Consider the following 13013-nt stretch of genomic DNA (forward strand, 5'->3'; position numbering starts at 1 on the left):
CGCTCAAGCCGTCAGGCTTCGGGGCGCGGGATCAAAGTCCAGCGCGCCGCAGCCACGCCTCGGCGTCGGTCGGGTGAATCTCGTCCGCAGACCGCAGGTTGCGCAGCACGCGGTAGCGGCTTTCGATGCCCACCAGCATCAGCACCCGTTTGCCGGCATGCGCGTGCACGGCGTCGCGCAGCCGATCGGCGTGGTGCTGATCCCACTGGGCCTGCACCTGGGCAGCCTCCTGGCCCACCAGGCCCTCCTCGATCTCCCGCAGCGCAGCCACCAGCCGGTCCGTCTTCTCGCTGTTCACGTCGGCAGCAGAGCTCCACCCGCTGGCCAGCGCGCGATACGTGGCCTGCTTCAGCTCGTCGAGCGCCTTGGCGCCGGCCGGGTTCCGCTCACCGAAGGCCTTGTAAGCCTGGCCCACCGAGCCCGTCAGCTGATTGAACAAGGCTTCGTCCGGTTCCGATCCCAGAGCCGGGATGCCGGTGGCATCGAGGTAGGGAAAGATGACGTCGAGGTACTCGACCTTGCCGGGCCAGACCTTGCGGGTGCGCAGTTCCTTGGGTGTGACGTCCAACACCAGCACATCGGGCTTCACGGCCTCGATGACCTGGCGGAGCACGGGCAGGCCATAGGCCGGCACCAGCTTGTGCCGCGAGTACAGGCTGGAGACAACGAACACCTCGCCTTGGGTCGCCAGCGCCGCCCTGGTGGCAGCCGGCGCAGCCGCCAGCACGCCGAGCAAGACCCGTCTCGACCAGTCACGCCTCATGGGGTTCATGCAGATCCGGTGCCATTGAAGGCCTGCAATCTAGGCGCGACGCGCGCAGGAGGTCGGGCTCATGCGACGAAACGGGCTGGGGCGCGACGAGGTTGGCTTATCCGCCTACAAACCCGCTGCCCGCGCCGCCAGCGTGCCCAGCTCGCCATACAGCGGCAGCACATTGGTGCCTGCGGTTGGATGCACGCGGTTGGACAGCAGCACGAAAAAGCTGCGGCTCGTCGGGTCCAGCCAGAAGGCGCAACCGGTGAAGCCGGTGTGGCCAAAACTGGTGGGCGGATAGAGGCTGCCGAGCGGGCGCGCATAGGGCGAGGCGATGTCCCAGCCCATGCCGCGCTGCTCTGCGAGGCCGGGCGGGGACTGCGGCGTCGTCAGCAGGGCCACGCTTTGCTCGGACAGCAGGCGTCGGCCGTCCTCGCCCACGCCGCCGGCCAGCAGCATGCGCGCGAAGCGGGCCAGGTCCGCCGTCGTCGTGAACAGGCCTGCATGGCCAGCCACGCCACCCATCTTGCGGGCGGTCGGGTCGTGCACCTCGCCGCGCAGCACCTGGCCATCGGGCAACTTTTCGGTCGGTGCGACGCGTGAGACGTCCATGCGACGCAGCGGCAGATAGCCGCTGTCCTTCATGCCCAGGGGCTGGAACAGGGCCTGCTCGGCCAAGCGCTCCAGCGCCACACCGCTGGTGCGTTCGACGATCAGGCCGAGCAGGATGTAGTTGACGTCCGAGTAGCGGAACTGAGTGCCCGGCGCGGCGGCCAGGAGCAGGTCGCAGGCGATGCGCAGGGCGTCGTCCTTGCCCGCCCAGTCGCCGGCGCCGTTGCGGGGCAGGCCGGAGGGCAGGCCCGAGCTGTGCGTCAGCAGCAGGCGCAGCGTGATGCCGGCCTTGTCGGCGCCGCCGCAGCCTGGCAGGTAGCGCTGCAGCGGCGCTTCGAGGTCAAGCTGGCCGCGCTCGCGCAGCAACTGCACCAGCGTGGCGGTGACGACCGGCTTGGTCAGCGAGGCGGCGTCGAAGACGGTGGCCTCGTCCAGCGGCTCGGGCGCCGGCTCGACGGCACGCTGGCCGTAGGCGCGGTGGTGGCTGCCATGGCCGACGCGCTCGATCCACACAGCGGCGCCCGGCAGCTGGCCCTGGGCGATGAAGCGCTCGACGGCCGCGTCAGCCTCGGCGAGGGGTTGGGGTGCGAGGCTGGGGCGGTGGGCGCAACTGACCAGCAGGGCGGCGGCCAGCAGCCCTGCGATGGTGAGGGCAGGTCTCATGGCCGGGATTCTCAGGGCCCGGCGGGCCCGCTCAACCGCGTCGTGCGGCCTCGATCTTGGCGATGTCGATCTTCTGCATCTCCATCATGGCCTCGAAGGCCCGCTTGGCTGCGGCAGGATCGGGGTCGCTGATGGCATCGATGAGCGCGCGCGGCGTGATCTGCCACGACAGCCCCCAGCGGTCCTTGCACCAACCGCACTGGCTTTCCTGCCCACCATTGCCGACGATGGCTTTCCACAGGCGGTCGGTCTCGGCCTGGTTGTCGGTGGCGATCTGGAAGGAGAAGGCTTCGCTGTGCTTGAACATCGGCCCACCGTTCAAGCCGATGCACGGGATGCCGGCGACGGTGAACTCCACGGTCAGCACGTTACCCTGCTTGCCGTCGGGATAGTCGCCCGGCGCGCGGTGGACGGCGCCGACGCGGCTGTCGGGGAAGGTTTCGGCATAGAAGCGCGCGGCGGCTTCGGCATCGCCGTCGTACCAGAGGCAGATCGTGTTCTTGGCGGCCATGGGGGTCTCCTGAGTGAGTGGCCAGCCTAGGGCCGGCCTGGCCGAATGTTGATCCCTAGCAGATGCCCTGGTGGTTACGTTATGTTGGGGGTCATGAAGCTCCGCCGTTCACTGCTGGCCAGTTCGGCCCTCCTGACCCTGCTTGCCGTCATGCCGAAGCTGCACGCCCAGGTGCCGGCCCCCGCCCAGGCAGCCCGACAGCTCGCGCAGGCCACGCCGGCGTCGCAGCGCGGCGAGCTGCTGCAACCTTTCACCGATGCGGCCCGTAGCGACTGGCACTACACGCCGCGGCGCCGTGACGGCATCGCCTGGAAGGCCATGTCGCCCGCGCAGCGCGAGGCGACGACGGCCCTGCTGCGCACCGCGCTGAACGAGGGCGGGCTGGGCAAGGTCAGGGCGCTGATGGCGCTGGAGATCGCGCTGCGCCAGATCGAGAGCTCGGGCAGCTTTCGCGATCCCGACAACTACGCCGTCGCGATCTACGGCGAGCCGGGCGCGACTGGTTGGGGCTGGCGCATCGAGGGGCATCACCTGTCGCTGCACTTCAGCCTGAACGGCGACCGCTATGTGTCGACGCTGCCGCAATTCTTTGGCGCCAACCCGGCCGTCGTGCCTGCCGGGCCGCAGCAGGGCTTTCGCCTGCTGGGTAGCGAGGAAGACCTGGCCCGCCAATGGCTGGCCGGTCTGGCGCCGGCACAGCGTTCGCGCGCCATCTTCAGCACCCGCCCCTTTGGCGACATCGTCAGCGGCAATGCCGCGCGTGCCAGGCCGCTGGACGCCATGGGCCTGCCCTTCGCGGACATGGACGCCGGCCAGCAGGCCCAGGTGCTGAAGCTGATCGCCGCCTTGGCCGACCACCTTCAACCCGATCTGGCCCAGGCTCGCCTGGGCCGCGTGCGCGCCGCGCCGCTCGACGGCATCCGCATGGGCTGGGCCGGATCAACGCAGGCCGGCCAGCCGTTTTACTTCCGCATCCAGGGCGCCAGCTTCCTCATCGAGTTCGACAACTCGGGTGGCAACCACATCCATTCGGTGTGGCGCGACTTCGACGGCGATTTCGGCCGCGATGTGCTGGCCGAGCACTACCGCAAGGCCGAGGGCAGCGCGCATCGCCACCGGGCGTCTACCTCACCTTGACCACCACCTTGCCCTTGGCCCGGCCTGTTTCGACGTAGGCCAGCGCTTCGTTCGTCGATTCGAACGCAAAGACGCGATCCACGACAGGGCGTATCGCGCCGGCGTCGACCAGGCGAGTGATCTCGCGCAGCTGTTGCCCGCTGGCCCGCATGAACAGGAATGAGTAGTTCAAGCCCAGGCGCGCTGCCGCCCGCCTGACGCCGGCGCTCAACAGACGCACGACGAGGCGCACAAACCAGGGCGCGCCCAGGCCCTTTGCGAAAGCCGGATCGGGCGGGCCGGAGATCGAGATGAGGGTGCCGCCGGGCTTGAGTACGCGCAGGGACTTGTGCAGCGCCGCGGTGTCCTGGCTGTGCAGCACGACGTCGTAGTCCTGCAGCACGCGCTCGAAGTCCTCGTTGCGGTAGTCGATGACGACGTCGGCGCCCAGGCGCTTCACGAGCTCGATGTTGGCGCCGCTGGTCGTGGTGGCGACAGTGGCCCCCACATGCTTGGCCAGCTGGATGGCGAAGCTGCCGACGCCACCGGAGCCGGCCTGGATGAAGACCTTCTGCCCCTTCTTCAGCTTCGCCCTCTCGATGAGGGCCTGCCAGGCGGTCAGGCCCACCAGCGGCAGCGACGCGGCCTCTTCCATGCTGAGCGCCTTGGGCTTGAGCGCCAGGGACGCCTCCTTGACGGCCACGTATTCGGCGAAGCTGCCGATGCGGAAGTCATCGGGCCGCGCATAGACCTCGTCGCCCGGCTTGAAACCTTGCACGCGCGGCCCGACTTCGGTGACGACGCCGGCCACGTCATGGCCCAGCACCAGGGGCAGTTGGTAAGGCAGGATGAGCTTGAATTCGCCGCTCCTGATCTTGGCGTCCAGCAGGTTCACGCCGGCGGCGTGGACCTGGACCAGCACCTCGTCATCGCGCAGCGTCGGAGCCGGCACCTCTGCCGACCGCAATGTGCGGTTCTTGCCGTAGCGGTCGAGGAGAAAGGCTTTCATGATGCGCTCGCCGACGATACCGCGTCGAGCTGCAGATCGCGCCGAATCCCGGCGTCCACCAGGCCAGCGGGCGCGAATCGGCGCAGCAGTCGCAGGCGGCTCGCGAGCCCGCCGGCCGTGTAGCGGAGTTGCGGCTGAGCTGCGCTGGCGGCTTTCAGTACGACCTCGGCGACGACGCCTGGCTGGTCTGCGGTCGTCATCACTTGCCTCACCCTCTCGCTCACCGCCACACGGGCCTCGCGGTACGCATCGAGCTTGGCATCGGGCTCCAGGAAGTTGGCGTCGAACGGCGTCTTCGTGTAGGCGGGCTCGACGACCGAGACGCGGATGCCCCGGGTGCGCAGCTCATGGTCAAGCGACTCGGAATAGCCTTCGATCGCGTGCTTGGTCGCGGCGTAGAGCGCGCCGTAGGGCATGGGCAGGAAGCCCAGCACGGAGCCGATGTTGATGATGCGGCCGCTGCCCTGGCGCCGCATGTGCGGCAGGACGGCCCGCGTCATGCGGACGATGCCGAAGAAGTTGGTGTCGAAGATGGCCTGCGCCTGCTCGATGGAGCTTTCCTCCGCGCCGGCCGGCGCGACGCCAAAGCCGGCGTTGTTGATGAGCAGGTCGATGCGGCCGTGCAGCGCCATCACCTGGTCCACTGCGGCCTGGACCGAGTCGTCCAGCGTCACGTCCAGGGCCAGCATCTTGAACCCGCGCTGCCCCGCCTGCCGCCCCTGCCGGCTGGTGCCGTACACGGTGTAGCCCGCCTTCGCGAGCCGCTCGGCGGTGGCCTGGCCTATGCCTGAGGAGGCGCCCGTCACGAGGGCGATCTTGTTGTTCGTGTTCATGGTGTTCTTTCGTTCGCGTGTGAGGGTCAGGAACTTGCCGGCATACGCGGTGCACGGCGAGTCAGGAAGGTTTGAATCTTTACTCGCATGATGTTCGTCATACTTAAGTGCGAACAAAAGGCCGACTGCATCGGTGAGGGTTCAGGGATGGGTGGGAGCCAGGCGCTTCAGCGCCGCGTCGAGCATGCCGCTCGACAGTGCAGGTTCGTCAACGGCGCGTGCCAGCAGCAGGGCGCCGACCATGGTCGCCAGGGTGACCAATGCGTGTTCATGAGCCGCGGGTTGCCCCCAGTCGGGCGACTGGCGCGCAATCAGGTCCACCATCGCCTTGATGTGGCGTGTGGTCACCCTGCGCACCTCGGGAGCCTGGCGGGATGTCTCCGAGCCCAGGGCCGCCAGTGGGCAGCCGAGTTCCACCTGCTCGACGTGGGCCTTGGAGAGGTAGGCGTGCAGCATGGTCTCCAGGGTCTTGTCGGGCGGCGTGTGGGCCACGACGTCAGCCACGGCGGCGGCTGCCTGGGCACAGGCCAGCCCGGCCGCTTCCGCCAGCATGGCCTCCCGGGACGTGAAGTGGGCGTAGAAGGCGCCGTGGGTCAGCCCGGCCTCCTTCATGATGTCGGCGACGCCCGTGCCGTCGTAGCCGCTGCGGCGGATGGCTCGCGCCGCGGCCGACACGATGCGTTCGTGCGAGGCCTCCTTGGCCGCGGCTCTGGCATTGCTTGCTGTATTTCGCATGACGCTCATCATACGTCATGCGATCCGGGGCTGCCGTGATTTTTCTGGCACTTGCCTCAGGCCGGGACCGTTCGCCGGCCCCGCAGCGCCACGCCGACCCCCATCAAGCCGGCCACCAGCATCGCCCAGCTGCCCGGCTCGGGCACCGAGGTGACGGTGAAGTTGTCGAAGCTCGCGTCCATGCCCTGGCCGAACAGGCGTTCCGACACCGGGATGGAGACGGCGAGATCCGGCCGGTCGGAGTGCTGGAAGGGGAAGGCGTCGAGCAGGCTGAAGAGGCCGTGGCCGATGGTCAGGTTGTGGATCTTGCCGCCCAGGGCCTCGCCTGGGCCATAGGACGGATAGACGCCGGACCAGTTGGCGCCCTGTTGGTCGAGCGGGATGCCGACGTTGTCGACCTGGGACACCAGTGCACCGTCGAGGAAGTAGCTGACGCTGCCGGCATCGCTGTAGCTGATGGAAGCCGTGTGCGGCCCGGGGCCGATGTCGATCTGCTTGATGATCTGCGTGTACATCTTGTCGATGCCGACGTAGCCCGGATCGCCCGGCAACAGCGCCGGGTTGGTGACCGACGACGGCAGGCGCTCGATCAGTGTGAAGGCGGTCGAGCCGGAGATGAACCAGTCGAACAGCTGGCCGGTGGAGAAGTCGATCATGTTCATGACCGCACCAGCCTGCTGGCCTTCGAGGGCCGTGGCCGAATAGGGCAGGCCGCTCTGGATGTAGCTGCCGCTGATGACGCGCCCCGTCGCCTGGGTGTTGTGGGCCGTGGCGCTGATGGTGGAGGAGAAGGTCAGCGAGCCGCCGGTGGGCACGGCGAAGGCCTGGCTGCTGGTGGCGATGTACTTGAGGTGGTCGTAGACGCTGAAGTCATAGCCCGTCTGGAAGACCGGGGCCTTGATGGCGAAGCTGCCGCCCGAGAAGTCGCGCGTGTCGCCGAGGGCCATTTCGCCCAGGCCATAGGGGTTGACCCATTTGGCGCCATAGCTGGCCAGGGAATAGCCGGGCGTGTCGAAGCTGTCGTAGACGACGGTACCCGCCGTAGCTGGCGTTGCGGCCAGCGCCAACCCCGCAGCCAACACCAAGGTCGTGCGCTGCATGGCCGCGCGGGTCCAGTGAGTCTGGCTTGAGTTCATGAGTGCCCCTTGAATGAAGCTGCGTTGCTTCGCGGCTGACGATCAGGCCATGGAGTGGCGATCGGTCCACAGGGTTTCCCAGGTCAAGGGCGGTTGCTCATCAAGATTGGGGATGCCAGGGCGATGATCCGATGGTGGATCGGGCGGCTGGGCGGCTGAAGACTTAACCGCAGCTCATACCTCATGACGGTTTGGTCATTCAATCAGTCGCCAAGTTGACTGCCACGCCCGCCGCTCTGGCGTTACGGTTGAGACTTCCTTGTTTGTCTCCTCCTCCCGCAAGGGTGGATTCAGCCCTTCGAACCGGTGCGCCGGTCGAAGGGCTTTTTCTTTGTCTGAGGGCCTTGCGTGCAAACCGCATAACTGTTCGCGTTTTGCTTCGTTTGCCGAAGAAGCCCTGAACCCTAGCCTTGCTCGGTTTTCGCATGAGAGCCGACATGAGCACCGTTGCTTTTGAAGAACCCGAAGTCCTGGCCCGCGCCCGCGAGGCTGCCCAGGCCGCTGTGCTGCCCTTCGCAGGCAGCGTCGCACCGCGCGATGCCTGGGCCCTGGTCCAGGCGGGCCGCGCCGTCCTCGTCGACGTGCGCAGCGCCGAGGAGCGCCATTTCGTCGGCCATGTGCCGGGCAGCCTGCACGTGGCCTGGGCCACCGGCACCTCGCTGAACCGCAACCCGCGTTTCGCCAAGGAGCTGGACGCCAAGGTGGGCGGCAAATCCGGCAACGAGCTGCCGGTGCTGCTGCTGTGCCGCAGCGGCAAGCGCTCGGCGCTGGCTGCCGAGGCGGCGACCAAGGCCGGGCTGGCCAATGTCTTCAATGTGCAGGAAGGCTTTGAAGGCGACAGCGACGATCACCAGCAGCGCGGCCATTTCAATGGCTGGCGTTTCCACAGCCTGCCCTGGGTGCAGGACTGATGGATACGGTCGACGAGCTGTCGAGCATCGTCTCGGCGCTGCGTGGCGCGCGCCGACGCTGGCGCGAGGAGCATCGGCGCTGGGACGCCGGTGGCCGCGAGCTGCCGTCCCGCGAGCTGCTGGCGGTCGTCGTGCAGCAGCTGGCTGGTGCGCTGTTCCCGATGCGCCTCGGGCCGCCCGACCTTCAGCCCGAGGGCGAGGACTACTACGTCGGCCACACGCTGGGCGCGGCGCTCTCCAGGCTGCGCCAGCAGGTAGCGCTGGAGCTGGGCCATGACGCGCGGCTGCGCGGTACCGAGGTGCCGACCTTCAACGACGCCGCCGAGCGCGTGGCCCGCTTTGCCGCCCGCCTGCCCGCCGTGCGCGAACTGCTGGACAGCGACGTCATCGCCGCCTTCCAGGGCGATCCGGCAGCGCGCAGCGTCGACGAAGTGCTGCTTTGCTACCCGGGCCTGCATGCGCTGATCAGCCACCGCCTTGCGCACGAGTTGTACCGTCTCGGGCTGCCGCTGATTGCTCGCGTGATCGCCGAGCTCGCCCATGCGCAGACCGGCATCGACATCCACCCTGGCGCGCAGATCGGTGCGGGTTGTTTCATTGACCATGGCACCGGCGTCGTCATCGGCGAGACGGCCGTGCTGGGCCAGCGTGTGCGCATCTATCAGAACGTCACGCTGGGCGCCAAGAGCATCCCGACCGACGAGGCCGGCCATGCCCACAAGGGCCAGCCGCGCCACCCCATCGTCGAGGACGACGTCGTCATCTACGCCGGCGCCACCGTGCTCGGCCGCATCACCATCGGCCGCGGCTCGGTCATCGGCGGCAATGTCTGGCTGACGCGCAGCCTGCCGCCGCAAAGCCGCATTTCCCAGGCGGCCTCGCAAGCCGATCCGAACTCAGCCTTCCAGGCGCTGAGCGCCTGATTTCCTCACCCCCACCCACCGCCCCCAGGAGCCCTTTTCCCCATGGCTGACACCCCTCAACTCGCGCTCAGCGACACCGCCGCGCGGCAGCTTGCGAACGCGACAAAAACCGTCCCGCAGCTCTCCACCATCACGCCGCGCTGGCTGACGCATCTGCTGCAGTGGATTCCGGTCGAGGCCGGCATCTACCGCCTCAACAAGGTGGCCGACCCCGAGGCCGTCAAGGTCGCCTGCGCCAAGCGCGACGAGGCCGAGCTGCCCGTCACCTTCGCCGACTACGACGCCGCGCCGCGCGAGTACTTCCTGAACGCGGTGGCCACCGTGCTGGACGTGCACACCCGGGTGTCCGACCTCTACAGCAGCCCGCACGACCAGATCAAGGAGCAGCTGCGCATCGTCATCGAGACGATCAAGGAGCGCCAGGAGTCCGAGCTGATCAACAACCCCGACTACGGCCTGCTGGCCAATGTCGCGGACGAGCAGCGCCTGTCCACCCTCACCGGCGCGCCCACGCCGGACGACCTGGACGACCTGCTCGGCAAGGTCTGGAAGGAGCCCGCCTTCTTCCTGACCCACCCGCTGGGCATCGCCGCCTTCGGCCGCGAGTGCACGCGGCGCGGCGTGCCGCCGCCCACCATCAGCCTGTTCGGCAGCCAGTTCCTGACCTGGCGCGGCATTCCGCTGATCCCCAGCGACAAGGTGCCCGTCAATGACGGCAAGACCAGCATCATCCTGCTGCGCGTGGGCGACAAGCGCCAGGGCGTCGTCGGCCTCTACCAACCCGGTCTGCCGGGTGAGCAGGGCCCGGGCCTGTCGGTGCGCTTCATGGGCATCAACCGCAACGCGATTGCCTCCTACCTGATCAGCCTGTATTGCTCGCTCGCGGTGCACAGCGACGATGCGCTGGCCGTGCTCGAAGACGTGGAAGTGGGCAAATACCATGAGTACCCTGACACCTACCGCTGACGTGGTCGAGAGTCCCTTCGCCGAGAGCCCGTTCGATGTGGCGGCGCTGGGCCGGTTGGCCAACGAGCTGTTCGGCAGCTTGAATGCAGGGTCGCTGCCTTCAGCGCAGCCGGTGCAGTCCGCTGGTGGCCTCAATGTGCCCGCCAACCCGCTGCCGCCCGGCTTGCCGAGCGGCCCGCTGCCCCAGCCCACCACCACCCAGTTCGGCGGCTTCGGCGCTGCCGCGCCCGGCCTCAATCTCGCGCCCACAGGCCCCGATCACGTCGCCGCATTGCTGCGCCCGTCACCTGCCCGGGCACCCCACGCGCAAGCTGGCAATGGCGTGCCCGACGTGCTGCTGACCAGCGTGCCCGGCATTGACGGCCGCGCCGGCGGCCAGCTGCTGGGCGCACCTCAGCAGATCTCGCCGCCGCAACGCGAAGCCGTGCCCTCGGGCTACTACTTCGTCGAGCCTTCGAGCGTGTCTCAGCAGCCATCGCTCTACGTGCTGGACCTGCAGCCACGCCACCCCGGCGCCGCAGGCCATCACGCTGGCGAACTGCCGAACAAGCATGTGCTGCAAGGCCAGCGCGTGCCCTTCGACGTCAACGCCATCCGGCGCGACTTCCCCATCCTGGCCGAGCGCGTCAATGGCAAGCAGCTGGTCTGGTTCGACAACGCGGCCACGACACAGAAGCCCAAGGCGGTCATCGACCGGCTGAGCCATTTCTACGAGCACGAGAACAGCAACATCCACCGCGCCGCGCACACGCTGGCGGCGCGCGCGACGGACGCCTACGAAGGCGCTCGCAAGACGGTGGCCAGGTTCGTCAACGCGCGCTCGGCGGATGAGGTCATCTTCGTGCGCGGTGCCACCGAGGCCATCAACCTCGTGGCCAACACCTGGGGCGAGCAGAACGTCGGCGACGGCGACGAGATCGTCGTCTCCCATCTGGAGCACCACGCCAACATCGTGCCCTGGCAGCAGCTCGCCGCGCGCAAGGGCGCGCATCTGCGCGTGATCCCGGTGGACGACACCGGCCAGGTCATCCTGAGCGAGGCGCAGAAGCTCATTGGCAGCCCGCGCGCCAAGCTGCTCGCCGTGACGCAGGTCAGCAATGCCCTCGGCACGGTCGTGCCGGTGCAGGAGCTGGTCGGCATGGCGCAGCGCCAGGGCGTGACGACGCTGGTGGACGGCGCGCAATCGGTCTCCCACCTCGCGGTGGACGTGCAGGTCATCGGCTGCGACTTCTTCATCTTCAGCGGCCACAAGATCTTCGGCCCCACCGGCATCGGTGCGGTCGTTGGCCGCAAGGAGGTGCTGGACGCCATCCCGCCCTGGCAGGGTGGCGGCAACATGATTGCCGACGTGACCTTCGAGCGCACCGTGTTCCAGCCGGCACCGGCGCGCTTCGAGGCCGGCACCGGCAATATCGCCGACGCGGCCGGCCTGGGCGCGGCGCTGGACTACGTCTCGCGCATCGGTCTGCACCACATCGCCCGCTACGAGCACGACCTGCTGGCTTACGCGACCGAGGCCATCCGCCCCATTCCGGGTGTGCGGCTCATCGGCACCGCGGCCGACAAGGCCAGCGTGTTGAGTTTCGTGCTGGCGGGCCATGAGACGTCAGCGGTGGGCAAGGCGCTGGCGGAGGAGGGCATCGCGGTGCGCTCCGGCCACCACTGCGCCCAACCCATCCTGCGCCGGTTTGGCGTGGAAGCGACCGTTCGGCCATCATTCGCGTTCTACAACACTTGCGACGAGATCGACCGTTTCGTGTCGGTGGTGCGCCGGTTGGCGAGGGCTTGAATGATGAGTACGGACACGCTCACCCGAGTCGAGATCCGCCCACTGCCCGACAGCTTTGCCGCCGAGGTGGTGGGCCTGGATCTGAGCCAGCCGGTGGCTGACGAAGACTTCCGCCGCATCCACCGAGCCCACCTGGACCACCATGTGCTGGTCTTTCGAGAACAGCGCGTCACGCCCGAGCAGCAGATCGAATTCAGCCGCCGCTTTGGCGCGCTGGAGATTCATGTGCTGCACCAGTTCCACCTGAATGGCCACCCGGAGATCCTCATCGTCTCCAACATCGTCGAGAACGGCCAACCGGTCGGCCTCGGCGATGCGGGCTACTTCTGGCACTCGGACCTGTCGTACAAGGAGAAGCCCAGCCTGGGCTCCATGCTGCTGGCCCAGGAACTGCCGAGCGAGGGCGGCGACACGCTGTTCGCCGACCAGCATGCGGCATGGGAGACCATTCCGCCTGAGCTTCAAGCACGCGTGCGCCACCTCAAGGCAGAGCACTCCTACCTCGCCAAGTACGAGGAACTGCGCGAGCGCAGCCCCTGGCGGCCCAAGCTCAGCGACGAGCAGGTAGCGCGGGTCTTGCCCGTTGTGCAGCCGGTGGTGCGCACCCATCCGGGGACAGGGCGCCTGGGTCTCTTCGTCAGCGAGCACTTCACGACACGCATCGTCGGCCTGCCCGAGGCCGAGAGCCGCGCATTACTGGAAGAGCTCTTTCAGTACGCGACGCTGCCTCAACTGCAGTATCGTCATCGCTGGCAGCCGCACGACATGGTGTTCTGGGACAACCGCTCGGTGCTGCACCTGGCGGCCGGCTGCCCCGACCATCTGCGGCGGAGGCTGCACCGCACCACTGTTCAGGGCGATAAGCCATTTTGACTATGGATGCTTTTGCGTAGCGTGAGCCTGCTCGCTGCATTGCCGGGAGTCCGTCCCGGCGGCCGGGTAACTTTCTTCTGCGGCGCTGTATAGACCGGGGACATAGGTAACGGGTGTGCCAGGACATGGGTAACGCTTTCGGGGTTTAGAAGCCCCGGAAGAAGCCCATGGTCTGGACGGAG

General features: G+C 67.9%; 13 protein-coding genes. 6 read left to right on the forward strand and 7 right to left on the reverse strand.

Annotated elements, in window-relative coordinates; genetic code table 11:
• Positions 1–31: 31 nt before the first annotated feature.
• The 3 genes from ASC91_RS06340 to ASC91_RS06350 form a co-directional block, all read right to left on the reverse strand.
• Entirely contained in the window at positions 32–763 is a 732-nt protein-coding gene (locus ASC91_RS06340; RefSeq protein ID WP_162247743.1) for a hypothetical protein, read from the reverse strand.
• 114 nt (positions 764–877) lie between these two features.
• Complete coding sequence (locus ASC91_RS06345; RefSeq protein WP_082532475.1) at positions 878–2029, reverse strand: serine hydrolase; 1152 nt, start codon at positions 2027–2029, stop codon at positions 878–880.
• 31 nt (positions 2030–2060) lie between these two features.
• Positions 2061–2540: a VOC family protein gene (locus tag ASC91_RS06350; RefSeq protein WP_056193933.1), complete on the reverse strand. Its 480-nt coding sequence runs from the start codon at positions 2538–2540 to the stop codon at positions 2061–2063.
• Between the two features lie 93 nt (positions 2541–2633).
• Here ASC91_RS06350 and ASC91_RS06355 point away from each other — a divergent pair, with 93 nt between their 5' ends.
• Positions 2634–3677: a DUF3500 domain-containing protein gene (locus ASC91_RS06355; RefSeq protein ID WP_162247744.1), complete on the forward strand. Its 1044-nt coding sequence runs from the start codon at positions 2634–2636 to the stop codon at positions 3675–3677.
• On the opposite strand, the gene ASC91_RS06360 is transcribed toward ASC91_RS06355, so the two are convergent.
• The 4 genes from ASC91_RS06360 to ASC91_RS29965 all read right to left on the reverse strand — a co-directional run bounded on the left by ASC91_RS06360 (position 3664) and on the right by ASC91_RS29965 (position 7369).
• Positions 3664–4665 carry an NADP-dependent oxidoreductase gene (locus tag ASC91_RS06360; protein WP_056193941.1) on the reverse strand — a complete coding sequence of 334 codons (1002 nt, stop codon included), beginning with the start codon at positions 4663–4665 and terminating at the stop codon, positions 3664–3666. The genes ASC91_RS06355 and ASC91_RS06360 overlap by 14 nt on opposite strands.
• On the reverse strand, positions 4662–5498 hold the full coding sequence (locus ASC91_RS06365; RefSeq protein WP_056193944.1) for an oxidoreductase: 837 nt from the start codon (positions 5496–5498) through the stop codon (positions 4662–4664). The genes ASC91_RS06360 and ASC91_RS06365 overlap by 4 nt, the downstream gene beginning before the upstream one ends.
• A gap of 141 nt (positions 5499–5639) precedes the next feature.
• Positions 5640–6245, reverse strand: coding sequence for a TetR/AcrR family transcriptional regulator (locus ASC91_RS06370; RefSeq protein WP_056193947.1), 606 nt, complete (start codon positions 6243–6245; stop codon positions 5640–5642).
• A 44-nt stretch (positions 6246–6289) separates the two neighbouring features.
• Entirely contained in the window at positions 6290–7369 is a 1080-nt protein-coding gene (locus ASC91_RS29965; RefSeq protein ID WP_056193950.1) for a DUF6081 family protein, read from the reverse strand.
• A 437-nt stretch (positions 7370–7806) separates the two neighbouring features.
• On the opposite strand from ASC91_RS29965, the gene ASC91_RS06380 reads away from it, so the two are divergent.
• The 5 genes from ASC91_RS06380 to ASC91_RS06400 are packed head-to-tail and all read left to right on the forward strand — an operon-like array spanning position 7807 to position 12831.
• Complete coding sequence (locus tag ASC91_RS06380; protein WP_056193954.1) at positions 7807–8280, forward strand: rhodanese-like domain-containing protein; 474 nt, start codon at positions 7807–7809, stop codon at positions 8278–8280.
• Positions 8280–9203 carry a serine O-acetyltransferase EpsC gene (epsC, locus tag ASC91_RS06385; RefSeq protein WP_056193956.1) on the forward strand — a complete coding sequence of 308 codons (924 nt, stop codon included), beginning with the start codon at positions 8280–8282 and terminating at the stop codon, positions 9201–9203. Before ASC91_RS06380 ends, epsC begins: the two co-directional genes overlap by 1 nt.
• A 42-nt stretch (positions 9204–9245) precedes the next feature.
• A complete protein-coding gene (locus tag ASC91_RS06390; RefSeq protein ID WP_056193959.1) occupies positions 9246–10169 on the forward strand; it encodes a family 2A encapsulin nanocompartment shell protein in 924 nt (307 codons plus the stop codon).
• A complete protein-coding gene (locus tag ASC91_RS06395; protein WP_056193962.1) occupies positions 10144–11958 on the forward strand; it encodes a family 2A encapsulin nanocompartment cargo protein cysteine desulfurase in 1815 nt (604 codons plus the stop codon). Before ASC91_RS06390 ends, ASC91_RS06395 begins: the two co-directional genes overlap by 26 nt.
• The gene (locus ASC91_RS06400) at positions 11959–12831 is read left to right on the forward strand and encodes a TauD/TfdA family dioxygenase (protein WP_157281219.1); all 873 of its coding nucleotides are present in this window, start codon (positions 11959–11961) and stop codon (positions 12829–12831) included.
• Positions 12832–13013: the final 182 nt, after the last annotated feature.

Source organism: Pelomonas sp. Root1237, assembly GCF_001425055.1.
Lineage (GTDB): Bacteria > Pseudomonadota > Gammaproteobacteria > Burkholderiales > Burkholderiaceae_C > Pelomonas.

What these genes read in the sequence shown, in the direction of transcription:
- ASC91_RS06340 (WP_162247743.1), bottom strand. Translation starts at nt 763, where the DNA reads ATGAGGCGTGACTGGTCGAGACGGGTCTTGCTCGGCGTGCTGGCGGCT.
- ASC91_RS06345 (WP_082532475.1), bottom strand. Translation starts at nt 2,029, where the DNA reads ATGAGACCTGCCCTCACCATCGCAGGGCTGCTGGCCGCCGCCCTGCTG.
- ASC91_RS06350 (WP_056193933.1), bottom strand. Translation starts at nt 2,540, where the DNA reads ATGGCCGCCAAGAACACGATCTGCCTCTGGTACGACGGCGATGCCGAA.
- ASC91_RS06355 (WP_162247744.1), top strand. Translation starts at nt 2,634, where the DNA reads ATGAAGCTCCGCCGTTCACTGCTGGCCAGTTCGGCCCTCCTGACCCTG.
- ASC91_RS06360 (WP_056193941.1), bottom strand. Translation starts at nt 4,665, where the DNA reads ATGAAAGCCTTTCTCCTCGACCGCTACGGCAAGAACCGCACATTGCGG.
- ASC91_RS06365 (WP_056193944.1), bottom strand. Translation starts at nt 5,498, where the DNA reads ATGAACACGAACAACAAGATCGCCCTCGTGACGGGCGCCTCCTCAGGC.
- ASC91_RS06370 (WP_056193947.1), bottom strand. Translation starts at nt 6,245, where the DNA reads ATGATGAGCGTCATGCGAAATACAGCAAGCAATGCCAGAGCCGCGGCC.
- ASC91_RS29965 (WP_056193950.1), bottom strand. Translation starts at nt 7,369, where the DNA reads ATGAACTCAAGCCAGACTCACTGGACCCGCGCGGCCATGCAGCGCACG.
- ASC91_RS06380 (WP_056193954.1), top strand. Translation starts at nt 7,807, where the DNA reads ATGAGCACCGTTGCTTTTGAAGAACCCGAAGTCCTGGCCCGCGCCCGC.
- epsC (WP_056193956.1), top strand. Translation starts at nt 8,280, where the DNA reads ATGGATACGGTCGACGAGCTGTCGAGCATCGTCTCGGCGCTGCGTGGC.
- ASC91_RS06390 (WP_056193959.1), top strand. Translation starts at nt 9,246, where the DNA reads ATGGCTGACACCCCTCAACTCGCGCTCAGCGACACCGCCGCGCGGCAG.
- ASC91_RS06395 (WP_056193962.1), top strand. Translation starts at nt 10,144, where the DNA reads ATGAGTACCCTGACACCTACCGCTGACGTGGTCGAGAGTCCCTTCGCC.
- ASC91_RS06400 (WP_157281219.1), top strand. Translation starts at nt 11,959, where the DNA reads ATGATGAGTACGGACACGCTCACCCGAGTCGAGATCCGCCCACTGCCC.